This window comes from Pseudomonas sp. WS 5503 (assembly GCF_012985385.1).
Lineage (GTDB): Bacteria > Pseudomonadota > Gammaproteobacteria > Pseudomonadales > Pseudomonadaceae > Aquipseudomonas > Aquipseudomonas paracarnis.
In genome coordinates, this window is sequence record NZ_JAAQWI010000007.1 from 130,386 (window position 1) to 152,728 (window position 22,343).

Below are 22,343 nucleotides of genomic sequence, written 5' to 3' on the forward strand. Positions count from 1 at the left end.
AGTGCGTCAACGCAGGCTGTCGTTTTTGGTGGCAAGAGGTCGTAAATGCGTGGGCTACTTACTCCCAGGCGCTGAGGTCGAGACAGCGCGTGGACGCCGGCGGTTGTCTACCATAGGCGAGAAAATCCCCCAGCCAGCGGTTGACGCAGCCGTCGGCGCCTGCGCGCGCCGACTCCTTGAGCAAGAGTTGCTCGACACCGGTGGCGAATGCTTCGCCAGGCTCGGCATTGATCAGCACCATGCGCCCGACACGCTCGGGAAACAGCGTGCCGTAGCGGCTGCCGAGGCGGGTGGCAGCGGCGTTGCCCAGGTAGTTGAGGCGCGCCTCGTCAAGTTGCCCGCGCACGAACTCCATGTCCCGCGCGGCCTGTTCCACGGCATTGCCCTCGCGCAGGTCGCGGGCGCTCAGCTCGATGACGTCATACCGGTCGACCAGGGTGCGATAGGCCTGGGTGGCAAGCGACTCCCAGCGGCTGGCGAGGTGAAGAACGAAAGGCGCGTCCTTGGCCTGGAGGGGGTCGCCGGCCTGGATGAACACGACACCTTCACGGTTGAGCGGTTGCCGTGCGCCTACCCGTGTCACGCTCAAGCTTAGGCGGCCGCGCTGGGGTGCGGCATGGTCGCGGGGGACGTTGACCAGGCCGCATTGGGTGCGGCCAACCACTTGCGGGTTCAAGTGCGCCGTCGTGGTGAGGGGGCAGTCCAGCAGCCAGTCGATTGCGGTGGGGGCGATCAAGGGCGTGGCCAGCGCCAGGTTCGGTATCAACCAGCAGCCAATGCAGGCCAGGCCTTTTACAACAACGCTGGGTTTCATCATGAGGTCCCGGGCTTCCGTGTGATAACGGCTTTTTTACCAAGGACCTTGAGGTGGAGAATGTAGGGTGAAGAAACAACTCGTGTATGAAATATGAGTTTCGTTTATCAGATGTTGGTTTTCCAGCCACCGCCTAATGCCTTGTACAGGGCGATGCTGGCTTGTAGGCGCGACAGGCGCAGTAGCACGTTCTGGTCCTGGGCGCCGTACAAAGTGCGCTGGGTTTCCAGCACCGTGAGCAGGTCTTCGGCACCGGCTTCGTAGCGGCTCTGGGCAATCTGAAACGCGGTCTGCGCCTGTTGCAGCTCCTCGCTTTGCCACTGGCGTTGCTGGTCAAGGCGGGTGATGCTGCTGAGGGCTTTTTCCACATCGGCAAAGCCATTGATGATCGCCCCGCGGTAGCTTTGCAGCAGTTCATCCTGGCGTGCCCGAGCCTTGTCGCGCTCGGCGCTCAGCCGGCCATTGTTGAAGATTGGCGCCATCAGGCCCGAGGTCAGGGTGTAGAAGGGGCTGCGCAAGACCTCTTGGGCCTTGTATGCGCCAGAGCCGAGGGTCGCGCCCAATGTCACTGAGGGCAGCATCGCTGCACGGGCCACCGTGACGTCGGCACGGGCCGCTGCCAACTGGGCTTCGGCCTGGGCGAGGTCGGGGCGCCGGCTCAATAACTGGCTCGGTACACCGGGCCCGATACTCGGCCAGGTCAATGCCTGGAAGGGTTCAGCGCCCAGGTCCAGGGCCTGTACGGGTTGGCCGAGCAAGGCGGCCAAAGTGATTTGCGACTCTTCGACCGATTGCTGGATCAGCGGCAACTGCCGTTGCTGGCTGGCCACCAGGCTCTTCTGTTGTGCCAGTTCCAGGGCCGTGGCGGAACCGGCGTCGTGGCGGGTCTGTACCAGGTTCAGCACATGGCGTGCATTCGCCAGGTTGAGCTCGGCAATCTGCAGGCGCTGGCGTGCGGCCAGGGTTTGCGCGTAGCGGTCGGCGACATTGCTGAGCAGTGTCAGCTCCACGTTGGCCTGATCGAACTCACTGGCGTGCAGGCTCTGCACGGCGCTGTCGCGCGCAGCGGCGCGGCCCCCCCAGAAGTCGATTTCATAGCTGGCGGTGAGGCTGGCGTCATAGCTGTTGACGGTCCGATTGCTTTCGGTGGCGTCCAGGTCCGAGTTGCCGCTGCCGCGCAAGAGCCTTTGCCGGCTGGCGGTGAGGTTGAACTTCAGTTCCGGCAGCAGCGGTGCGCCGGCAATCACCGCCGTGGCCTGGGCCTGACGGACCCGCGCCATGGCGGCTGCTACGTCGAAACTGTCACGACGGGCCTGGTCGATCAGGCGGTTCAACGCCGGGCTGCCAAACTGCGTCCACCAGCGCTGGTTGATGGCTTGGGTCGCTTCGCGTTCTGCATAGTGCCAGGTGGCGGGCGTGGCGAGGCCGCTGTCGATGGCCGGCGGGTTAGCGCCACAGGCCGTGAGCAACAGGCACACACTGAACGCTGACAGTTGTGGAGTGAGAGATCGTTTATTCACTGGTCAACGCCTTAACCGGATCGAGCCGGGCAGCTTTACGGGCCGGCATGAAGCCGAATACGACGCCGGTGACCAGCGCACAGCCAAACGCGCCGAGCACCGCCACCAGGGAAAACTGCACCGCCACTTCAGCCAGCACCAGCACGCCGCCCACCAGCAATGCCAGGGCAATACCGAACAGGCCGCCGACCACCGAGAGCATCACCGCCTCGGTGAGGAACTGGCGCAGGATGTCGCGCTGGCGCGCCCCGGTGGCCATACGGATGCCGATTTCACGGGTGCGTTCGCGCACGGTCATCAACATGATATTCATCACGCCGATGCCGCCCACCAGCAGCGAGATCGCCGCAATCGAGCCGAGCATCAGCGACAGGGTGTTCTGGGTGCGGGCTTCGGCCTGAATCATCGCGGCATTGTTGGTCAGCTCGTAGTCGCGCTTGCCGTTGTGCAGCTTCAGCATCAACTGGTCGATGGCGCGTTCGGCTTCATGCACCTTGCGTGCATCGGTGGTGGCAATCGCCACGTATTCGGGGTTGTAGCTGCCGAACAGGCGGACACTGGCGGCGCTGTAGGGAATGGCGACACGGTCGTCACTGTCCTTGTTGCCGGAGCTGGAGCCTTTTTCCGCGAGCACGCCGACCACCTGGAAGGGGACGTTCTCGATCAGGATGTACTGGCCGATAGGGCTGGCCACGTCCTTGAACAATTTTTGGCGGATGCGCGCGCCGATCACGGCGACCGTGGCGGCGGCGCGTTCGTCGGCCTCGGTGAAGTAGCTGCCCTCGACCACCGGCCAGTTGAAGATCTCCGGGAAGTTGGTGTCGTTGCCCCCCACGTAAGCCATGTAGTCGACGTTGCCGAAGCGCACTCCCGCGTCGGTGCCGTTGACCGGCATGATGCGCTTGACCTGAGGCAGCGTCGCCAGGGCCGCGACATCGTTGAGGGACACGATACCCAGCGGCGTACGCGGGTTGGGCGAAGATCCGCTGAGGTAGATGATATTGGAGCCGAACGCGCCCATCTGCGCCATGACCTGGCGCTTGCTGCCTTCGCCCACTGCCAGCATCACCACCACCGACGCGACGCCGATGATGATGCCCAGCAGCGTCAGCGCCGTGCGAAAACGGTTGATCCACATCACCCGCCAGGCGGCCTGCACGGCATCCAGCAATTCGGCTTTCCAGGCACCATTGTGCTCGGCGCCGTCGACCAGGCGTTGGCGCAGGTCCACGGCGTGCAAGGCGCCGGCCGCCACGCTGGGCGTGGCCGCGCGGGTGTCAGCCGAATCGCTGATGATCTGGCCGTCGCGAATCTCGATGATGCGGTTGGCTCGCGCCGCCACTTCACGGTCGTGGGTAATCAGAATGACCACATGGCCCTGGCTCGCCAGCTCGTCGAGCAAGGCCATGACCTCGGCGCCGCTATGGCTGTCGAGGGCGCCGGTGGGTTCGTCGGCGAGGATGATATGGCCGCCGTTCATCAGGGCGCGGGCGATGGACACCCGTTGCTGTTGCCCACCCGACAGCTGGTGCGGCCGATTGCCGGTGCGCTCGGCCAGGCCCAGGCGGGTGAGCAGGGCGCTGGCGCGGGCATGGCGTTCGGCGGCGCTGATGCCGGCATAGATCGCCGGCATCTCGACGTTTTCCTGGGCGGAGCCTGAGGGAATCAAGTGGTAGCCCTGGAACACAAAACCGAAGGCTTCGCGGCGTAGCCAGGCCAGCTCGTCGCTGCCCAGGTGGGCGACGTTTTCCCCGGCGAACAGGTAGTCGCCCTCGGTGGGGCGGTCGAGGCAGCCGAGGATGTTCATCAGCGTCGATTTACCCGAGCCCGACGCGCCGACAATGGCGACGAACTCGCCGGCATGGATCGACAGGTCGATGCCGCGCAACACATCGACCTGCGGGCTGTCGCCGCCGCCGTAGGATTTGCGGATGCCTTTGAGTTCAATCAGGGGCGTGGTCATTTCAGCCCCCATGGCTATCAACCGGGCCGATCAACAGGTGGTCGCCCTCGCTCAACCCCTCGAGCACTTCCACCCTCAGGCGGTCGCTGATGCCCAGGCGCACTTCACGGTCTTCGATGGCTCCGTTTTTGGCGACCACCCGGGCGATTTGCGCTGCGGAGCCGGGCACGCTTTGCAAGGCGGCGACGGGTACGGAGAGGGCGTTCTTGACTTGGCTGGCGACGAAAAAGACCTGGGTGGTCATCTCGGCCATCAGCGCGTTGTCGGCGTTGTCCACGTCCAGCAGCACCGTGTACAGCACCACTCGGCCAGTGCCGCTCTTGCTGGTGCTGCTCGGGCTGCCGCTGCCCTGGGTTTCGTTCAAGGGCTTGGGCGGGATCGGCAGGATTTGGCGCACGGTGCTGGTCCAGCGCCGGCTGCCACCGCTCAGGGTGGTGAAATACGCGCTCATGCCGGGTTTGACATGGCCGATGTCGGCTTCGGAGACTTCCGCCCACACCGTCATGGGCGATAGCTTGGCGATGCGCAGGATCAGCGGCGTTTGCTGTTGCGCGTTGAGGGTCTGGCCGACGCGTGCATCCACGGCCACCACGGTACCGGTCATTGGCGCGTAGATGCGCGTGTAGCCCAACTCGGCTTCATCGCTGCGCAGGCTGGCCTGGGCCTGGCGGATCTGTGCCTGGAACATCTGGACCCGCGCCTGGGTCGCGCTGAGTTCCGCCTTGGCGGTCTGCACGTCTTCCTCGCGGGTGGCGTTGCCGGCACTCAGGCGCTGCTGACGCTGGTACTTCTGATGGGCCAGTTGGTGCTGGGCTTTCTGCTCCTGCAACTGGGCCTGCAGGTTTTCGATGGCATAGCGGCTGGCGTCGAGCTTGGCTTTTTGCGTGGCGGGGTCGATCTCCACCAGCAATTGGCCCTCTTGGACCTGGTCGCCGGCCTCGACGTGGATCTTGCGGATCTGCCCGGAGGCCTGGGCGCCGACGTCTACGTAACGTCGCGGTTGCAGGGTGCCCAGGGCGGTGACGCTGTTTTCGATGTCGGCGCGGGTCACGGTGACGGTGGCCAGGGCATCGCGGCCCGGCGTCAGGCTCTGCCAGGTGGCAAACGCAACGATGGGAATCAGGCACGCCACCACAAGCAGGGCGCGTCGGGCAGGTCGAGGGCGTTTCATGGGTAGCTTCCAGCCAGGAAAGTTCGGGGCGCAGTCGCGCAGAGCTGACAGGTAAACGAGGAAAATGCTCCGGAATTTAGGCTGTTACATAAGTAGTTACAGCGCGAATTGCGAAAAAAACCGACCGCTGATGAGAGAGTTCTTTAAAAGTAGATGAGAATTACTATAAATTGCACACACTCAAACTGCCATCATCGGTGATGGCAAAACCGCCAATGATTGCGGGCGCATCCAGGTAAGGGGATGCGCTCTTGGGTTTTTCGCGAGCAAGCTCGCTCCTACAGGGGCCGGGTGTCGTTTGTACCAAGGCCGTGGGGTCAGGAGTCATGTTGGAAAACTACTATCGCGAGCTGGTGTGTTTCCTCAACGCCAAGCTGGGCAACCGTCAGGTGGCCGAAGATGTGGTGCATGACGCTTATGTGCGGGTGCTCGAGCGCGCAAGCGACACCCCGATCGAACAGCCCCGCGCCTTCCTGTACCGCACCGCCTTGAACTTGGTGATCGACGGCCATCGGCGCAATGCCGTGCGCCAGGCCGAGCCCCTGGAGGTGCTGGACAGCGAAGAGCGCTTCGCCGCCTGTTCCCCCCACGCCAGCCACGACCAGGGCCGGCGCCTGGAGATGCTCGAGCGCGCCTTGGCCGAGCTGCCGGCGGCCTGTCGCGACAGTTTCCTGTTGCGCAAACTCGAAGGCCTGTCCCATCTGCAAATCGCTGAACGCCTGAACATTTCCCGCAGCCTGGTGGAAAAACACATCGTCAACGCGATGAAGCACTGCCGGGTGCGTATGCGCGAGTGGGAAGCGCACTGATCGGCTGTTAGTTAAATTTTATTTCACTGTCCTCGTTTCCTATCAACACACGGCCTGTTGTTCAGGCCATGAAGGTATTCCCGCCCCACCGCCAAGGGGCTTATCCAGAGGACACTGGAATGACACAGGCAATTGCTTCGCCCGCGGTTCATGACCTGATCGGGATCGGTTTCGGCCCTTCGAACCTGGCGCTGGCCATCGCCCTGCAGGAGCGTGAAAAGGCCCAGGGCAAGCTGGACGTGCTGTTTCTCGACAAACAAGCCGACTACCGCTGGCACGGCAATACCCTGGTGACCCAGAGTGAACTGCAGATTTCCTTCCTCAAGGATCTGGTGACCCTGCGCAACCCCACCAGCCCGTACTCCTTCGTCAACTACCTCAAGGCCCACGACCGCCTGGTGGACTTCATCAACCTGGGCACCTTTTACCCTTGCCGCATGGAGTACAACGACTACCTGCGCTGGGTGGCGGGGCAGTTCCAGGCCCAGGCCAACTACGGCGAGGAAGTGCTGGCCATCGAGCCGATCCTGCATCAGCAACAGGTCGAGGCGTTGCGCGTGATCTCCCGTGATGCCCAGGGCGAGCAGCATGTGCGCACCACCCGTTCGGTGGTGGTCAGCGCCGGCGGCACACCGCGCATCCCCGAGGCATTCAAGGCGCTCAAGGGCGATAGCCGGGTGTTTCACCATTCCCAGTACCTGGAGCGCATGGCCAGCCAGCCGTGCGTAGACGGCAAGCCGATGCGCATCGCCGTGATCGGCGGCGGCCAGAGCGCGGCCGAAGCTTTTATTGACCTCAATGACAGCTTCCCGTCGGTGCAGGTCGACATGATCCTGCGCGGTTCGGCGCTCAAACCGGCCGACGACAGCCCGTTCGTCAACGAAGTGTTCTCGCCGGCCTTTACTGACCTGGTGTTCCAGCAAGTCGGTGCCGAGCGTGAGCGTTTGGTCGCCGAATACCAGAACACCAACTACTCGGTAGTGGACCTGGACCTGATCGAGCGAATCTACGGGATTTTCTACCGCCAGAAAGTCTCCGGCATCGCCCGCCAGGCGTTCCGCACCCTGACCGTAGTGGAGAAGGCCACCCCAGGCCCGCTGGGTATCGAACTGGCCCTGCGCAATAGCGCCACCGGCGAAACCAGCCTCAACCATTACGACGCGGTAATCCTGGCTACCGGCTACGAGCGCCAGATGCACCGTGAACTGCTGGCACCGCTGCACGCTTATATGGGCGACTTCGAAGTGGCCCGCGACTACCGCATCGTCACCGACGAGCGCTGCAAGGCTGGCATCTACATCCAGGGCTTCAGCCAGGCCAGCCATGGCTTGAGCGATACCTTGCTGTCGGTGCTGCCGATTCGGGCGGATGAGATTGCGGCGTCGTTGTATGCGCTGGACCATCACCGTGGCAAGGCGCGTTCGGTGCAGGACCTGCTCCTGGCAACCGCCAGCTGACCGATCCCCTTATTGTGGCGAGGGAGCTTGCTCCCGTTCGGGTGCGCAGCGCCCGCAAGCTTTTGGGGCCGCTTCGCAGCCCAGCGGGAGCAAGCTCCCTCGCCACAAGAGCTCGCTCCTACAGACGGCACTTGTGACAAAGTGTGGCTATTGGTACTGTACAAAAAACCAGTATCGGTAGTCCTCCATGCAGTTGATCGAAAAACTCAGCATCCTCGCCGACGCCGCCAAGTACGACGCGTCCTGCGCCAGCAGTGGCGCGCCCAAGCGCAGTTCCGAGGGCAAGGCGGGGCTGGGTTCCACCAATGGCATGGGCATCTGCCACAGCTACACGCCCGATGGCCGTTGCGTGTCGTTGCTCAAGGTGTTGCTCACCAACTTCTGCCTCTACGACTGCCAATACTGCGTCAACCGCCGCTCCAGCGACGTGCCCCGTGCGCGCTTCAGCCCGGAGGAGGTGGTCACCCTGACCCTGGATTTCTACAAGCGCAATTGCGTCAGTGGGCTGTTCCTCAGTTCCGGCATCATCCGTTCGTCGGACTACACCATGGAGCAACTGGTGCGGGTCGCCAAACTGCTGCGCGAAGAGCATGACTTTCGCGGTTATATCCACCTCAAGACCATCCCCGATGCCGACTCGGCCCTGATCGCCGAGGCTGGCCGTTATGCCGATCGCCTCAGTGTGAATATCGAACTGCCCACCGACGCCAGCCTGCAAACCCTGGCGCCCGAGAAGCAGATCGGCTCGATCAAGCAGGCCATGCAGACCATCTACACCGGCGAACAGACGGTGCTCAACGAACCCCGTGCGCCACGTTTTGCCCCGGCCGGGCAGAGCACGCAGATGATCGTCGGTGCCGACGACACCGACGACAGCACCATCCTGCACGGTGCCGAGGCGTTGTACGGTAATTTCAAGTTGCGCCGCGTGTATTACTCGGCGTTCAGCCCCATCCCCAACAGCCCGAAAAGCGTACCCCTGGCCGCGCCGCCCTTGATGCGCGAGCACCGCTTGTACCAGGCTGATTTCCTGCTGCGCAGCTACGGTTTCAGCGCCAATGAGCTGTTCGCCGGCCCCGGTGACCTGGCACTGGATATCGACCCCAAGCTGGCGTGGGCCCTGGAGCATCGCGAGGTGTTCCCCCTGGACCTCAACCGCGCCGAGCCGACCCTGATCGCACGTATCCCCGGCATCGGCCTGCGCACCACCCAGCGCCTGGTCGACCTGCGCCGTGAACGCAAGATCCGCTTCGAAGACCTGGCGCGCATGCGCTGCGTGCTGGCCAAGGCCAAGCCGTTTTTCATCACCAGCGACTACCACCCGCAGCAGGCCGACAGCACCAGTGTGTTGTTGCGCGAACAATTGCGTGACCGTCCGCAGCCGCAACAGATGGGGCTGTGGGGATGATCAGCCTGGAGTGCGACAACCTGTTCAGCACCTGGCGCGAACAGGCCCGCTGGTTGCTCAGCCATCAGGTCGACCCCAGCCAGGTCAGTTGGGGCGAGGTGCAGGCGGCGGACCTGTTCGCTACCGATGAACTGATCCCACCAGGGATGGGGCCGTTTCAGGCGCGCATACCCAAGGCGTTGTTGCAATTGTTGGAGTCCGCTGCCTGTTATCAAGGTGATCAGCGCTGGAGCCTGTTGTATGAAGTGCTATGGCGGGTCAGCCACGGTGATCGCACGGCCATGCTCGCGGGTGACAAGCTTGGCAGCGAGTTGCAACGGCGCATCAAGCAAGTCAGCCGGGAGGCCCACCACTTGCACGCGTTTGTGCGCTTCATCGCGCTGCCGGACGGGGCCGGGCCGGAACTGCCGGAGTACGTGGCCTGGCATGAACCAGCCCATGACATTCTCAAGAGCGCCAGCGAGCATTTTATCGGGCGCATGGGCCGCCATCGCTGGATGATCGCCACGCCCCTGGACGGGGTGTATTACGACGGCGAGCAATTGATTCATCAGCGCCAGTGCCCCGAGGCCTGGCAGCAACTGGCACAGAATGTTGAAGATCCCCACAGTGCGATGTGGTTGACCTACTACAGCCACATCTTCAACCCGGCGCGGCTGAACCCCAAGGTGATGGAAGGGCATTTACCCAGCCGCTTCTGGAAGAATTTGCCGGAGGGCAAGTTGATCCCGGGGCTGATCAGCGAGGCGCGTACGGGCAAGCAGAAGGATGGGCAGGCGAAGCTGGTGGGTGCCAAGCCAGGCAAAAGAATTGCAAACCCGGTCAATGTGGGAGCTGGCTTGCCTGCGATAGCGGTCGACCCGTCAGATGTGGGGTGACTGATTGATCGTTCCCACGCTCTGCGTGGAATGCCACCCTGGACGCTCCGCGTCTGCTCTTGAAGTTGTGACGCGGAGCGTCATTGGATGCATTCCCACGCAGAGCGTGGGAACGAGCTAGCTGGTTCAGGCCAGTTCGGTCGCGGTGTTCTTGACCACCGCCAACTCCGGATGCGCCACCAGCTTATCAATGTGCAACTCATCATTGTTCAACCAGGTCTCGGTCAGCACCCTGTAATGCTCCATATCCCGGCAGCGCATGCGCAGGCTGTAGTCGAACGGCCCGCTGATCAACTGGCATTCGAATACCTGCGGGCAGGCTTTCACGCAGGCTTCGAAAGCCTTTTGCGCCGAGCGCCCGCTTTGGTTGGACAGGGCCACCAGCACCAGCAGCGACAGCCCCGGTGAGACCATCTGCACATCGATGATCGCCCCATACCCACGGATCACCCCGCGTCGCTCCAGCTTGCGCACCCGCTCCAGGCAGGGCCTGGGGGTGAGGTGCACCAATGACGAGAGCTTTTCGTAGGTGATACGCCCCTGATGCCTGAGTACGTCGATGATCGCTTCGTCGATGCGATCCAGCGTAGGGGAAGAATGGGGTCCGTTGGCCTTGGTATCCATGAGTTCACTTCAAACGGTTGGAAAGAAATTGCTGCAAGCGTTCGCTGGTGGGACGGTCGAGGATCTCGGCGCCGCCGTGTTCCTCGACTCGGCCCTGGTGCAGGAACAGTACTTGGCTGGACACCTGGCGGGCAAAGCCCATTTCGTGGGTGACCATCAGCATGGTACGACCTTCCTCGGCCAACGTCTGTATGACTTTTAGCACTTCTCCTACAAGCTCCGGGTCCAGGGCCGAGGTAGGTTCATCAAACAGGATGATCTCCGGTTCCATCGCCAGCGCCCGCGCAATCGCCACGCGCTGCTGCTGGCCGCCGGACAGGAACGCCGGGTATTGGTCCGCCACGCGGCTCGGCAGGCCGACCTTGTCCAGGTACAGCCGCGCACGTTTCTCGGCTTCGGCGGCGCTCACGTTCAGCACCCGGCGCGGGGCCATGGTGATGTTTTCCAGCACGGTCATGTGGCTCCACAGGTTGAAGTGCTGGAACACCATGGCCAGGCGCGTGCGCAGGTTTTGCAGTTGCGCCTGGTGCGGCGCGCGGGTGCCGGCGCGGCCTGGTTGCATTTCGATGCTGATGCCGTCCAGGGTGATCACCCCGGCGTCAGGCTGTTCCAGAAAATTGATGCACCGCAGCATCGTGCTTTTGCCCGAACCGCTGGCGCCGATCAAGCTGATCACATCGCCCTGGCGTGCGTTGAGGGACACGCCCTTGAGCACTTCGTGTTCGCCGTAGCGTTTATGGATACCTTCGACTTGCAGCTTGATGGCCGCCGTGGCGGTGTTGCCGACGGGTACATCCATTGGATAAGCGGCCAGGGCCTGCGCGGACTGATTCATGGGTTAGCCTCGGGTAGGAACAAGAAAGCGCATCCAGCGACGTTCGGCCAGCCTGAACAGGCCCACCAGTGCAAAGGACAGCAGCATGTAAAGCAGGGCGGCGATGCCGAAAGCCTGGAAGGTCAGGAACGTCTCGGCATTCGCATCGCGGGCGACCTTGAGGATGTCGGCGACGGTGGCGGTGAACGCCAGCGACGTGGCGTGCAGCATCAGGATCATTTCATTGCTGTAGGCCGGCAGGGCGCGACGCAATGCGGCGGGCACGATCACAAACAGGTTCAGCCGCCAGCCGTGCAGGCCATAGGCGCGTGCGGCTTCGATCTCGCCATGGGGAATGTTGCGGATTGCCCCGGCGAAGATTTCCACGGTGTAGGCGCAGGTGTTGAGCACAAACGCCAACAGCGTGCAGTTCAGCGCATTGCGGAAAAACTGGTTGAGCAGGGCGTTGTCCTGCACCACTTCCAGGCTGCACAGCCCGGTGTAGCAAATCAACAGTTGGATATACAGCGGCGTGCCGCGGAACAGGTAGGTGTAGACCTCCACCGGCCAGCGCAGCCAGAAATGCTCTGACACGCGTGCCAGCGCCAGGGGGATCGACAGGCCAAAGCCCAGCACTACCGAGATAATGAACAGCCACAAGGTCATGGCGACACCGGACAGGCCGCTGCCATCGCTGAACAGGTAGGCCAGGCCGTATTGCTGGAACAGTTCGATCATCGCGCCATCCCCTTGATGCCCAGGTTATAGCGCCGTTCCAGGCGCTTGAAGATGCGGTTGGAGAGGGTAGTAATCACCAGGTACACCAGGCCCGCGAGGATCAGGAAGTACAGCGGCTCGCTGGTGGACTTGCCGGCGTTCTGCGCGGCCTTGACCAGGTCTGACAGGCCGATGATTGACACCAGCGCCGTGGACTTGAGCAGCACCAGCCAGTTATTGCCCAGGCCCGGCAGGGCAAAGCGCATCAGTTGCGGGAACAGCACCAGGTGAAAGCGCTGCCAGCGGCTCAAGCCGTAGGCGGTGGCGGCTTCCAGTTGGCCGGCCGGCACACTGAGGATCGCGCCTCGGAAGTTTTCGGTGAAATACGCGCCGTAAATAAAGCCCAGGGTGATCACTCCGGCGGTAAACGGGTCGATTTCAACGTAGTCCCAGCCGAACGCTTCGGTCAGGTCGTTGAGCCACAGTTGCAGGCTGTAGAAGATCAACAGGATCAGCACCAAGTCCGGCACGCTGCGGATCAACGTGGTGTAGAGCGTGGCCGGCACGCGCAGCCATTTGGCGCTGGAGAGTTTGGCGCCCGCGGCGACCAGGCCCAGGGTAAGGCTCAGGGCCAGGGCGAGGAACGCCAGCTTGAGCGTCATCCAGGCACCCTGGGCCAGCATGGGGCCGTAGCCTTGAAGGTTGAAGAGGTCGTTCATGGGGAAGATCTCGAAGGAGTGCACGGATTTACTGTGGGAACTGCTTGTTGTGGCGAGGGAGCTGGCTCCCGTTCGACAGCGCAGTTGGAGCCGGCTTTTTGGGGGCGCTTCGCACCCCAGCGGGAGCAAGCTCCCTCGCCACAACACGCCCGCTCCCACAGGGGCACGGTTGCCGGTTACTCGTTGTAGATGTCCTGATCGCCAAAATATTTCTTCTGGATCTGGGCGTAGGTGCCATCGGCCTGGACGGCGGCGATGCCCTTGTTGATCAGCTCACGCAACGCCTGGTCGTTCTTGCGCAGGCCCATGGCGATGTCCAGAGGCAGGGTCGGGTCCTTGAAGGCCGGGCCGGTCTTGAAGTCGGCGCCTTCGGGCTTGGACAGGAAGTTGAGCTGGGCTTCGAGCTTGTCCGTCAGGGTGGCGTCGAGGCGGCCGTTTTGCAGGTCGGCGTAGTTCTGTTCCTGAGACTGGTACGCCTTGATCTGTGCACCGAGCTTGGCCAGGTGCGCGCGGGCATAGGCTTCCTGCAACGAGCCTTGCAGCACGCCAACCTGCTTGCCGTTCAGCGACTCGGGGGTGTCACCGAAGGTGGCGTTTTTGCGGGTGATCACCGAGGTGGGGCTGAGGAACAGGCGGTCGGTGAAGTCGATGACTTTCTCGCGGGCCGGGGTCACGGCCATGGAAGACATGATCGCGTCGAACTTGCGCGCACGCAGGGCCGGGATCATGCCGTCGAATTCGTTGTGCACCCAGGTGCATTTCACTTCGAGCTTGGCGCAGATGGCGTTGCCCAGTTCGATATCGAAACCTTGCAGGCTGCCGTCGGCGGCGACGGATTCGAAGGGCGGGTATTCGGGGAACACGCCAAACCGGATTTCTTTCCAGTCCTGGGCGTGGGCAGCAGTGGCGCACAGTGGCAACAGCAACGCAGCGAAGAGTGATCGCAGAGGAGTCATGTGTCGGTCCCTATATTTTGTAATTGATGTCAGGGGCAGTGAATAACTGGGAGCAGAGAATGCTTCATGATGGTGCGTTTTTTGTGTCGTTTACCCCCTGCGCAAAGCGCAAATTGCGCTGTTAAAACAGGCAATGCAGCGGAATCGGCTGTGACACCGGCAAAATCGGCTTTCAACCCACCCGAATCTGGCCTGCCCTGGGCGCAAAGCGGCAAGCCAGAGCGGTTTCAGGCGCGCTTTTTATGCTGTACCACAGGTTGCTGGGCCAGGCGTGCAAACAGGTCTTTCGGGTCGGCCAGGTCTGGCACCAGCTCCAGCTCGCTCCCCACATCCAGGGCCTTGGCCACGTCCAGTACATAGCGCAGGGCCGAGTAGTCTTCGATGGCAAAACCCACCGAGTCGAACAGGGTGATTTGGCGCTCATTCTCGCGGCCCGGCTGTTGGCCGTTGATCACTTGCCACAGCTCGGTGACCGGCGAATCTTCCGGCATGTGCTGGATTTCGCCTTCGATGCGGCTTTGCGGTTCGTACTCGACGATCACCCTGGCGCGCTCGACGATACGGCGGTCCAGCTCGGTCTTGCCCGGGCAGTCACCGCCCACGGCATTGAGGTGCATGCCTGGCTCGATCATCTCGTCAGTCAGGATGGTGGCGTAGGCCTTGTCTGCAGTCACGGTGGTGACAATGTCCGCGCCTTTGACTGCCTCGGCGACGCTGGCGGCCAGGATCACCTTGATCGCCGGGAACGCCTTGAGGTTGGCGGCGAGCTTGGCGGTGGCCTGGGGGTCGATGTCGAACAAGCGGATTTCAGTAATGCCCAGCATGGCGTGGAAGGCCAGTGCCTGGAATTCGCTTTGGCAGCCGTTGCCGATCAGCGCCATGCTGCGGCTGTTGGCGCGGGCCAGGTAGCGGGCGACCAGGGCCGAGGTGGCAGCGGTGCGGATCGCAGTGGTCAGGGTCATCTCCGCTAGCAGCACCGGTTTGCCGGTGTCGACGTCGCCCAAGGCGCCGAATGCCATCACGGTGAGCATGCCGGCCAGGGTGTTTTTCGGGTGGCCGTTGACGTACTTGAAGGCGTACAGCGAAGCGTCGGACACCGGCATCAGCTCGATCACGCCATCCGGTGAGTGGTTGGCCAGGCGCGCGCACTTTTCGAAATCCTGCCAGCGCAGGTAGTCGGCGCGAATGTAGTCGGCCATCTCGGTGATACAGGTTTGCAGGCCTTTTTGCGATACCAGGTAGCTGAGGTCGTTGACGTCGATATAACGGGTCATGGCAGGACTCCTTATTGAAATGAGGGACGGGCCGGCAGATGCACTTCGGCCAGCATGCAGCGGGCACTGCCGCCGCCGATGCGTTCGATGTTGTCGATATTCACCACCACCGGCCGCGTATGGCGTTCCACATGCTGACGCTGCGCCGGATGCAGGGCGCCCCAGGCACTGGCGGACATCACCAGCAATGGCTGGCCGTCCCGGTCGTGGACCTCCAGCATGTTGCCGGCGAAGGCTTCCAACTGGTCGAAGTCCAGGCTGAGGATGTCCTTGCCGGTGTCACGCAGGGAGCGTTCCAGGGCCAGGCGCTCGCTGTCGTCGGGCAGGGCCTGCAGGCACACCACCGCGAGGTCGCGGCCAACGCTCATCATCACGTTGCTGTGGTAGATGGGGGCCTGGTGACGGTCCAGGGCGTGGAACACAAAGAGTTGGTAGTCGAGGCGTTCGGCAAACTGGCGCAGGGCCGCGTGGTGGGTGCGCCCCGAATGGCACGCGTAGCTGATGCGGTGCTGGCGGTCGAGCACCATGCTGCCGGTGCCTTCCAGGAAGATGTTCTGTTGTTCCAGGTGGCTGAGGTCGATGGTGGTGTTGATCGCAAAGCGTTGCTCCAGTACTTGCAGCACGCCCTTGTTGCGCTCCAGTCGGCGGTTCTGGCCTTCCATGGGGTAGAGCACCAGGCTGCCGTCGGCATGGCTGCTCCACCAGTTGTTGGGGAAGATCGAGTCGGGCGTATGAGGCGCCGGCGTGTCCTGCACCACCAGCACCTCCACGCCATGCTGGCGCAGGGTGTCGACATAACCGTCGAACTCCTCCAGCGCTTTGTGCTGTGCACTGAGCGGGTCCAGCGGCGGGCGTTGGAAACGGTTGTTGATCGCGGTATCCGGGTTGAAGGCAAAGCGCGCCGGGCGGATCATCAGGACGGTGTTGGTGGTTTGCATGGGGGCACGGGTCCGTTGGGGATCTTGTGCCGCTATTGTGTGCGTTGCGGGGAAAGGATCCCGGCTGAAACAGCGGGGTGGCTCAGCCAAGAAAGCTGAAAACGGGGGTGGCGCAGCCGAATCGGCTGCCAGATTGAAATACGATCAACCTGTGGGAGCAGGCAAGCCAGCTCCCACATTGGTATTGTGGTGATTGTTATCGTTGTGTCAGCCAGGAGGAACCATGTCTACCGCTGTTCGCCTTGCCCAACCTTCAGATGCCGAGGGCATCAGCCAGGTCATCCTGGCTGCGCTGCACAGCAGCAACGCACGTGATTACCCAGCAGATGTGATTGCGCGGGTTGCCAGCAACTTCACCCCCGACGCGGTAATGGCGTTACTCCAGCGGCGTGTGGTGTTGGTGGCGACTCAGGATCAACTGATCGTTGCTACGGCCGCACTGGACGGCAACGTGGTGCGCTCGGTGTTCGTCAACCCGGCGCTGCAAGGGCAGGGCATTGGCCGATTGTTGATGATCGAGATCGAGCTGCGCGCCCGTGAAGCCGGCGTGACGGTGCTGAGCGTGCCGTCCTCGCTGACGGCGCAAGCCTTCTACGCCAAGCTGGGTTTTCACAACGTGCGTGACGTGTACCACGGCAACGAGCGCACGTTGGTGATGGAAAAGGCGCTGTTGTCCCGCCACCCCATCGGGCCGTATCGCGACCGTCAACACCGTTCCCAGGTGATTGAGTTATGGCAGCAGGCGTTTGGCTATGACACCGCGCATAACCTGCCGAGCCTGGCGATTGATAAGAAACTGGCGGTCAATGACGGGTTGTTCTTCGTTGCCACCGACAACAAAGCCGTGATCGGTACCATCCTCGCCGGCTATGACGGGCATCGTGGCTGGTTGTATTCGGTGGCGGTGCATACCGACTATCGGCGCCATGGCCTGGGGTCGTCGCTGGTGCGCTATGCCGAACAGGCGTTGACAGCGCTGGGTTGCATGAAAATCAACCTGCAGATCACCGGCGGCAATGACGTGGTGGTGGGGTTTTATGAGGCGTTGGGGTATGGGGTGGAGCCGAGGATCAGTATGGGCAAGAAGATTGCCGAGAATATTACGCCACGCTCATGAAGGTGCAGAAACCAGTGTGGGAGCTGGCTTGCCTGCGATAGCGATAGGCCTTTGATCGTTCCCACGCTCTGCGTGGGAATGCCGCCTGGGATGCTCCGCGTCCCGCCGGACAACAGGTGACGCGGAGCGTCAGGGGATGCATTGCATTCCCACGCGGAGCGTGGGAACGATCAAGCGAGCGTGGGAACGATCAACCAGCCAGCTCCCACAGGGTTTTGTGGTGTCGCTGGCTTTTGTGGCTGTCAGACCTTGACGATCCAACCCGCTGGCGCTTCCACGTCACCGGTCTGCACACCGGTCAGCTCTTTGTAGAGCTTCTGGGTGATCGGGCCGACTTCGGTCTCGCTGTGGAACACGTGCAGCTTGCCGTTGTACTGGATGCCGCCAATAGGCGAGATCACGGCAGCGGTACCGCAGGCGCCGGCTTCCTTGAATTGGTCCAGCTTGTCGATGAACACTTCGCCTTCTACCACTTCCAGGCCCAGGCGGGTCTGGGCCAGTTCGATCAGCGACAGGCGGGTGATGCCCGGCAATACCGAAGGCGACTTCGGCGTGATGAACTGGTTGTCGTGGGTGATGCCGAAGAAGTTGGCCGAGCCGACTTCTTCGATTTTCGAGTGGGTCATCGGGTCCAGGTAGATCGCGTCGGCGAAGCCGGATTTCTTCGCTTCCGAACCCGGCATCAGGCTGGCGGCGTAGTTGCCACCAACCTTGGCGGCACCGGTGCCTTGCGGCGCGGCGCGGTCGTAGCCGGAGATCTGGAAGTTGTGCGGCACCAGGCCGCCCTTGAAGTAGGCACCGACCGGGATGCAGAACACCGAGAAGATGAATTCCGGCGCGGTACGCACGCCGATGTTGTCACCGGTGCCGATCACGAACGGGCGCAGGTACAGCGCGCCGCCACTGCCGTACGGCGGGATGAAGCGCTCATTGGCCTTGACCACTTGTTTGCAGGCGTCGATGAACGCGTCGGTCGGCACTTGTGGCATCAGCAGGCGGCCACAGCTGCGCTGCATGCGGGCGGCGTTCTGGTCCGGGCGGAACAGGTTGATCGAGCCGTCCTTGCAACGGTAGGCCTTCAGGCCCTCGAAGCATTGCTGGCCATAATGCAGGGCAGTGGAGCCCTCGCTGATGTGCAGCACATTGTCGTCGGTCAGGGTGCCAGCTTGCCATTCGCCGTTCTTCCAGACCTGGAGAAACCGCTTGTCGGTCTTGATGTAGTCAAAACCCAGCTTGTCCCAATTGATGCTCTCGTTACCCATGACACCCTCTATCTCTGGTCAAGTCGGATTTTTTTCTGGATGGGCGAACAATACTGCATTCACAGGGCTGTTCGCATCCCCTGTAGGAGCGAGCTTGCTCGCGAAGAACGCAAGGACGCCGCGTTTAACTGGGTGGCCCGCGTTATCGTTGGCGATTTTCGCGAGCAAGCTCGCTCCTACAGGGGTTGTGTTTTTACAGGTGCAACGCGTGCCCCAATGCCCGCAACGCCGCTTCCTGCACCGCTTCACCCAAGGTCGGATGGGCATGAATGGTGCCGGCCACATCCTCCAGGCGCGCGCCCATTTCCAGGCTCAGGCCAAACGCAGTGGAGAGTTCCGAAACCCCAGCCCCCACCGCTTGCCAGCCAACAATCAAGTGATTGTCACGCCGCGCCACCACCCGCACGAAGCCGGCTTTGGACTCCAGCGTCATGGCCCGGCCATTGGCGGCGAACGGGAAGCTCGACACAATGCAATCCAGGCCAGCCGCCTTGGCCTCGTCCGGGGTCTTGCCGACCACCACCAGTTCTGGGTCGGTAAAGCACACCGCCGGAATTGCCGCCGGGTTGAATTCGCGGGCCTTGCCGCTGATCAGTTCGGCAACCATTTCGCCCTGGGCCATGGCCCGGTGCGCCAGCATCGGCTCGCCACTGAGGTCGCCAATGGCGTACACGTTGCGCATGCTGGTCTGGCAGCGGCTGTCGATCTTGATCGCCGCGCCGTTCATGTCCAGGTTCAGCGCTTCGAGGTTCCAGCCTTGGGTGTTGGGTTTGCGCCCCACGGCGACCAGCACCTGGTCGGTGTCCAGCGCCAGGGTGTCGCCATTGGGTGCACGTACTTGCAGCTTGTTGTCGGCAAAGCCGGTGACGCTGTGTTCCAGGTACAGCTTCACGCCGAGTTTCTTCAGGGATTCAGCCACCGGCAGGGTCAGCTCGGCGTCGTAGGCCGGCAGGATGTGCGCCTGGGCCTCGACCACGCTGACGTCGGCACCCAGCTTGCGGTAGGCAATCCCCAGTTCCAGGCCGATATAACCACCGCCCACCACGATCAAACGTTTGGGTACATGGGTCGGTGCCAGGGCTTCGGTGGACGAGATAATCGGCCCGCCAATCGGCAGCATCGGCAGGTTGACGCTTGTCGAGCCGGTGGCCAACAGCAGGTGTTCGCACTGGATGCGTTGCTCGCCCACCTCGACGGTCTTGCCGTCGATGACTTTGGCCCAGCCATGGATCACCTGCACCTTGTGTTTTTTCAGCAGTGCGGCGACGCCGGTGGTCAGGCGGTCAACGATGCCGTCTTTCCATTCCACGCTCTTGCGGATGTCCAAAGTCGGTACATCCACCTCAATGCCCAACTGCGAGCCCTGGCTATGGTGCACGGTTTGCTGGAACTGCTCGGCCACATGGATCAGCGCCTTGGAGGGAATGCAGCCAATGTTCAGGCAGGTGCCGCCCAGTGCTTGGCCTTCCACCAGAATGGTGGGGATGCCCAGTTGGCCTGCGCGAATCGCCGCGACATAACCGCCGGGGCCGCCGCCGATAATCAGCAGCGTGGTGTGCAATGTCTGAGTCATGCCCTTACTCCAGGAACAGGCTGGCGGGTTGTTCGAGCAGGCCGCGAATGGCCTGGATGAATTGCGCCGCGTCCATGCCATCGACCACGCGGTGATCGAAAGAGCTGGAGAGGTTCATCATCTTGCGCACCACGATCTGGCCCTTGATCACCATCGGCCGCTCAACGATACGGTTGACGCCGACGATGGCCACTTCCGGCAGGTTCAGAACTGGCGTACTGACGATGCCGCCCAGGGCGCCAAGGCTGGTCAGGGTAATGGTCGAACCGGACAGCTCTTCACGGCTGGCCTTGCCTGTACGTGCGGCGTTGGCCAAACGCGCGATTTCTTCGGCAGTGCCCCATAGGCTGCGGGCTTCGGCGTGGCGTACCACCGGCACCATCAGGCCCACGTCGCTCTGGGTGGCGACGCCCACGTGCACGGCACCAAGGCGAGTGATGACCTGGGCTTCGTCGTCGTAACGCGCATTGATCTGCGGGAAGTCGCGCAAGGCTACCACCATGGCCCGCACGATAAACGGCAGCAGGGTCAGCTTGCCGCGTGTCGCACCGTGCTTCTCGTTGAGGTGCACGCGCAACTCGTCGAGGGCGGTGACGTCGATCTCTTCCACGTAGCTGAAATGCGCGGCGCGGCGGGTTGCGTCCTGCATGCGCTGGGCGATCTTGCGGCGCATGCCGATCACCGGGATCTGGTGTTCGTCATTGCGCTCGGCATAAGGGTTGGCGGCACTGGTGCTGGTGGCCGGCCCTTGATGCAAGTAGGCCTCCAGGTCTTCATGCAGAATCCGGCCCGCAGGCCCTGTGCCCTGGACCAGGCGCAGTTGAATCCCGGCATCCAGCGCGTGTTTGCGCACGGCAGGCGAGGCCAACGGGCGTTCGCTGGCTTCACGGGCCACGGGCGCTTGCGGCGCTTTCACTACTGCAGCGGGCTTGCTTTCTACCGGCGCCTGTACCGGTTTGGCTTCGGCCACAGGCGGCGCGGCCTTCGCCGGCTCGGCAACCTCCGGCATATCCTTGGTATTGCCTGCGCCTTCCACTTCAATGCTGATCAAAATGCTGCCCACTGCCATGACCTCACCCGGCTCGCCGCCGAGGGAAATCACCTTGCCGTGGACCGGCGAGGGAATATCCACCATCGCCTTGTCGGTCATCACATCCGCCAGCACCTGGTCTTCAACCACCAGGTCGCCGACCTTTACATGCCATACCGACAATTCAACTTCCGCGATGCCTTCGCCAATGTCTGGCATCTTGATAACGTGCGTGCCCATTCAGACCTCCATGACCCGTTTCAACGCCGCGCCCACTCGGGACGGCCCTGGGAAATACGCCCACTCCTGCGCGTGCGGGTAGGGGGTGTCCCAACCGGTGACGCGTTCGATCGGCGCTTCCAGGTGGTGGAAGCAATGCTCTTGCACCAGCGAGACCAACTCGGCACCAAAGCCGCAGGTGCGCGTGGCCTCATGCACCACCACGCAACGGCCGGTCTTTTTCACCGACTTGACGATGGTCTCCAGGTCCAGCGGCCACAGGCTGCGCAGGTCAATGACCTCGGCGTCGATGCCGGTTTCTTCAGCGGCGACTTGCGACACATACACGGTGGTGCCATAGGTCAGCACGGTCACGGCCGAGCCTGGGCGCACGATGGCGGCTACGTCCAGGGGCACGGTGTAGTAACCGTCCGGCACCTGGGCTTGGGGGTGTTTGGACCACGGCGTTACCGGGCGGTCGTGGTGGCCGTCGAACGGGCCGTTGTACAGGCGCTTGGGCTCCAGGAAGATCACCGGGTCATCGTTTTCGATGGAGGCGATCAGCAGGCCCTTGGCGTCATAGGGGTTGGACGGCATCACCGTGCGCAGGCCGCAGACCTGGGTGAACACCGCTTCGATACTCTGGCTGTGGGTCTGGCCGCCATAGATGCCGCCGCCGCAAGGCATACGCATGGTCAAGGGCGCGGTGAACTGGCCGGCCGAGCGATAACGCAGGCGCGCCGCTTCGGAAATGATCTGGTCGGTGGCGGGGTAGACGTAGTCGGCGAACTGGATTTCCGCCACCGGGCGCAGGCCATAGGCGCCCATGCCCACGGCCACGCCGACGATGCCGCTTTCCGAGATCGGGGCGTCAAACACCCGCGAGCTGCCGTACTTGGTCTGCAAGCCTTCGGTGCAACGGAACACGCCGCCGAAGTAACCGACGTCCTGGCCGAACACCACCACGTTGTCGTCACGCTCAAGCATCACATCCATGGCCGAGCGCAGGGCCTGGATCATGGTCATGGTGGTGGTGGTCATGGCGGTTTCCAGTTCGATACTGTTGTTGTGGTCGTTCAT

The 22,343-nt window shown here is 62.7% G+C and carries 20 protein-coding genes and 1 pseudogene; 5 read left to right on the forward strand and 16 right to left on the reverse strand.

Annotation, left to right across the window (positions count from 1 at the left end; translation table 11 throughout):
• Window positions 1-58: 58 nt before the first annotated feature.
• The 4 genes from HBO10_RS18595 to HBO10_RS18610 all read right to left on the reverse strand — a co-directional run bounded on the left by HBO10_RS18595 (window position 59) and on the right by HBO10_RS18610 (window position 5,468).
• The gene (locus HBO10_RS18595) at window positions 59-814 is read right to left on the reverse strand and encodes a hypothetical protein (protein ID WP_034128156.1); all 756 of its coding nucleotides are present in this window, start codon (window positions 812-814) and stop codon (window positions 59-61) included.
• Window positions 815-921: 107 nt separating this feature from the next.
• Window positions 922-2,334: an efflux transporter outer membrane subunit gene (locus HBO10_RS18600; RefSeq protein WP_034127983.1), complete on the reverse strand. Its 1,413-nt coding sequence runs from the start codon at window positions 2,332-2,334 to the stop codon at window positions 922-924.
• Entirely contained in the window at window positions 2,327-4,297 is a 1,971-nt protein-coding gene (locus HBO10_RS18605) for a MacB family efflux pump subunit (protein ID WP_034127982.1), read from the reverse strand. Before HBO10_RS18605 ends, HBO10_RS18600 begins: the two co-directional genes overlap by 8 nt.
• A 1-nt stretch (window position 4,298) precedes the next feature.
• The gene (locus tag HBO10_RS18610; protein ID WP_034127981.1) at window positions 4,299-5,468 is read right to left on the reverse strand and encodes an efflux RND transporter periplasmic adaptor subunit; all 1,170 of its coding nucleotides are present in this window, start codon (window positions 5,466-5,468) and stop codon (window positions 4,299-4,301) included.
• A gap of 326 nt (window positions 5,469-5,794) precedes the next feature.
• Here HBO10_RS18610 and HBO10_RS18615 point away from each other — a divergent pair, with 326 nt between their 5' ends.
• The 4 genes from HBO10_RS18615 to HBO10_RS18630 all read left to right on the forward strand — a co-directional run bounded on the left by HBO10_RS18615 (window position 5,795) and on the right by HBO10_RS18630 (window position 10,020).
• A complete protein-coding gene (locus HBO10_RS18615; protein ID WP_034127980.1) occupies window positions 5,795-6,277 on the forward strand; it encodes a sigma-70 family RNA polymerase sigma factor in 483 nt (160 codons plus the stop codon).
• Window positions 6,278-6,396: 119 nt separating this feature from the next.
• Entirely contained in the window at window positions 6,397-7,734 is a 1,338-nt protein-coding gene (locus HBO10_RS18620; protein ID WP_034127979.1) for a SidA/IucD/PvdA family monooxygenase, read from the forward strand.
• Between the two features lie 187 nt (window positions 7,735-7,921).
• On the forward strand, window positions 7,922-9,142 hold the full coding sequence (locus tag HBO10_RS18625) for a putative DNA modification/repair radical SAM protein (protein WP_034127978.1): 1,221 nt from the start codon (window positions 7,922-7,924) through the stop codon (window positions 9,140-9,142).
• Window positions 9,139-10,020, forward strand: coding sequence for a TIGR03915 family putative DNA repair protein (locus tag HBO10_RS18630; RefSeq protein WP_034127977.1), 882 nt, complete (start codon window positions 9,139-9,141; stop codon window positions 10,018-10,020). The genes HBO10_RS18625 and HBO10_RS18630 overlap by 4 nt, the downstream gene beginning before the upstream one ends.
• Window positions 10,021-10,146: 126 nt before the next feature.
• Here the strand turns inward: HBO10_RS18630 and HBO10_RS18635 are convergent, their stop codons facing one another.
• The 7 genes from HBO10_RS18635 to HBO10_RS18665 form a co-directional block, all read right to left on the reverse strand.
• On the reverse strand, window positions 10,147-10,644 hold the full coding sequence (locus HBO10_RS18635; protein ID WP_003192319.1) for an Lrp/AsnC family transcriptional regulator: 498 nt from the start codon (window positions 10,642-10,644) through the stop codon (window positions 10,147-10,149).
• A gap of 4 nt (window positions 10,645-10,648) precedes the next feature.
• Window positions 10,649-11,479, reverse strand: a complete 831-nt coding sequence (locus HBO10_RS18640; RefSeq protein ID WP_269836098.1) for an ATP-binding cassette domain-containing protein — start codon at window positions 11,477-11,479, stop codon at window positions 10,649-10,651.
• A 3-nt stretch (window positions 11,480-11,482) separates the two neighbouring features.
• Window positions 11,483-12,196, reverse strand: a complete 714-nt coding sequence (locus HBO10_RS18645) for an ABC transporter permease (RefSeq protein WP_169922050.1) — start codon at window positions 12,194-12,196, stop codon at window positions 11,483-11,485.
• On the reverse strand, window positions 12,193-12,894 hold the full coding sequence (locus tag HBO10_RS18650) for an ABC transporter permease (RefSeq protein WP_034127976.1): 702 nt from the start codon (window positions 12,892-12,894) through the stop codon (window positions 12,193-12,195). The genes HBO10_RS18645 and HBO10_RS18650 overlap by 4 nt, the downstream gene beginning before the upstream one ends.
• A gap of 176 nt (window positions 12,895-13,070) precedes the next feature.
• The gene (locus HBO10_RS18655) at window positions 13,071-13,850 is read right to left on the reverse strand and encodes an ABC transporter substrate-binding protein (protein ID WP_032896457.1); all 780 of its coding nucleotides are present in this window, start codon (window positions 13,848-13,850) and stop codon (window positions 13,071-13,073) included.
• Between the two features lie 227 nt (window positions 13,851-14,077).
• On the reverse strand, window positions 14,078-15,124 hold the full coding sequence (locus tag HBO10_RS18660; RefSeq protein WP_034127975.1) for an ornithine cyclodeaminase: 1,047 nt from the start codon (window positions 15,122-15,124) through the stop codon (window positions 14,078-14,080).
• A gap of 11 nt (window positions 15,125-15,135) precedes the next feature.
• Window positions 15,136-16,062: an arginine deiminase-related protein gene (locus HBO10_RS18665; protein WP_034127974.1), complete on the reverse strand. Its 927-nt coding sequence runs from the start codon at window positions 16,060-16,062 to the stop codon at window positions 15,136-15,138.
• A gap of 223 nt (window positions 16,063-16,285) precedes the next feature.
• Between HBO10_RS18665 and HBO10_RS18670 the strand changes: the two genes are divergently transcribed.
• Window positions 16,286-17,179, forward strand: coding sequence for a GNAT family acetyltransferase (locus HBO10_RS18670; protein ID WP_080757716.1), 894 nt, complete (start codon window positions 16,286-16,288; stop codon window positions 17,177-17,179).
• Between the two features lie 242 nt (window positions 17,180-17,421).
• Here HBO10_RS18670 and HBO10_RS18675 read toward each other — a convergent pair whose 3' ends face one another.
• From HBO10_RS18675 to HBO10_RS18690, 5 genes and pseudogenes are all read right to left on the reverse strand, one after another.
• Window positions 17,422-18,441: a branched-chain amino acid aminotransferase gene (locus HBO10_RS18675; protein WP_003192309.1), complete on the reverse strand. Its 1,020-nt coding sequence runs from the start codon at window positions 18,439-18,441 to the stop codon at window positions 17,422-17,424.
• An 81-nt stretch (window positions 18,442-18,522) separates the two neighbouring features.
• Window positions 18,523-18,609, reverse strand: a pseudogene (locus HBO10_RS31370) (outer membrane lipoprotein carrier protein LolA); the annotation flags it as partial.
• Window positions 18,610-18,634: 25 nt separating this feature from the next.
• Window positions 18,635-20,014 (reverse strand): dihydrolipoyl dehydrogenase, encoded by a 1,380-nt coding sequence (gene lpdA / locus HBO10_RS18680; protein WP_034127973.1) that lies wholly within the window; start codon window positions 20,012-20,014, stop codon window positions 18,635-18,637.
• Window positions 20,015-20,018: 4 nt separating this feature from the next.
• Window positions 20,019-21,284, reverse strand: coding sequence for a dihydrolipoamide acetyltransferase family protein (locus HBO10_RS18685; protein WP_034127972.1), 1,266 nt, complete (start codon window positions 21,282-21,284; stop codon window positions 20,019-20,021).
• Entirely contained in the window at window positions 21,285-22,343 is a 1,059-nt protein-coding gene (locus HBO10_RS18690) for an alpha-ketoacid dehydrogenase subunit beta (RefSeq protein WP_005789444.1), read from the reverse strand.

What these genes read in the sequence shown, in the direction of transcription:
- HBO10_RS18650 (WP_034127976.1), bottom strand. Translation starts at nt 12,894, where the DNA reads ATGAACGACCTCTTCAACCTTCAAGGCTACGGCCCCATGCTGGCCCAG.
- HBO10_RS18675 (WP_003192309.1), bottom strand. Translation starts at nt 18,441, where the DNA reads ATGGGTAACGAGAGCATCAATTGGGACAAGCTGGGTTTTGACTACATC.
- HBO10_RS18615 (WP_034127980.1), top strand. Translation starts at nt 5,795, where the DNA reads ATGTTGGAAAACTACTATCGCGAGCTGGTGTGTTTCCTCAACGCCAAG.
- HBO10_RS18635 (WP_003192319.1), bottom strand. Translation starts at nt 10,644, where the DNA reads ATGGATACCAAGGCCAACGGACCCCATTCTTCCCCTACGCTGGATCGC.
- HBO10_RS18670 (WP_080757716.1), top strand. Translation starts at nt 16,286, where the DNA reads ATGTCTACCGCTGTTCGCCTTGCCCAACCTTCAGATGCCGAGGGCATC.
- HBO10_RS18645 (WP_169922050.1), bottom strand. Translation starts at nt 12,196, where the DNA reads ATGATCGAACTGTTCCAGCAATACGGCCTGGCCTACCTGTTCAGCGAT.
- HBO10_RS18610 (WP_034127981.1), bottom strand. Translation starts at nt 5,468, where the DNA reads ATGAAACGCCCTCGACCTGCCCGACGCGCCCTGCTTGTGGTGGCGTGC.
- HBO10_RS18595 (WP_034128156.1), bottom strand. Translation starts at nt 814, where the DNA reads ATGAAACCCAGCGTTGTTGTAAAAGGCCTGGCCTGCATTGGCTGCTGG.
- HBO10_RS18625 (WP_034127978.1), top strand. Translation starts at nt 7,922, where the DNA reads ATGCAGTTGATCGAAAAACTCAGCATCCTCGCCGACGCCGCCAAGTAC.
- HBO10_RS18620 (WP_034127979.1), top strand. Translation starts at nt 6,397, where the DNA reads ATGACACAGGCAATTGCTTCGCCCGCGGTTCATGACCTGATCGGGATC.
- HBO10_RS18690 (WP_005789444.1), bottom strand. Translation starts at nt 22,343, where the DNA reads ATGAACGACCACAACAACAGTATCGAACTGGAAACCGCCATGACCACC.
- HBO10_RS18640 (WP_269836098.1), bottom strand. Translation starts at nt 11,479, where the DNA reads ATGAATCAGTCCGCGCAGGCCCTGGCCGCTTATCCAATGGATGTACCC.
- HBO10_RS18665 (WP_034127974.1), bottom strand. Translation starts at nt 16,062, where the DNA reads ATGCAAACCACCAACACCGTCCTGATGATCCGCCCGGCGCGCTTTGCC.
- HBO10_RS18605 (WP_034127982.1), bottom strand. Translation starts at nt 4,297, where the DNA reads ATGACCACGCCCCTGATTGAACTCAAAGGCATCCGCAAATCCTACGGC.
- HBO10_RS18685 (WP_034127972.1), bottom strand. Translation starts at nt 21,284, where the DNA reads ATGGGCACGCACGTTATCAAGATGCCAGACATTGGCGAAGGCATCGCG.
- HBO10_RS18630 (WP_034127977.1), top strand. Translation starts at nt 9,139, where the DNA reads ATGATCAGCCTGGAGTGCGACAACCTGTTCAGCACCTGGCGCGAACAG.
- HBO10_RS18660 (WP_034127975.1), bottom strand. Translation starts at nt 15,124, where the DNA reads ATGACCCGTTATATCGACGTCAACGACCTCAGCTACCTGGTATCGCAA.
- lpdA (WP_034127973.1), bottom strand. Translation starts at nt 20,014, where the DNA reads ATGACTCAGACATTGCACACCACGCTGCTGATTATCGGCGGCGGCCCC.
- HBO10_RS18655 (WP_032896457.1), bottom strand. Translation starts at nt 13,850, where the DNA reads ATGACTCCTCTGCGATCACTCTTCGCTGCGTTGCTGTTGCCACTGTGC.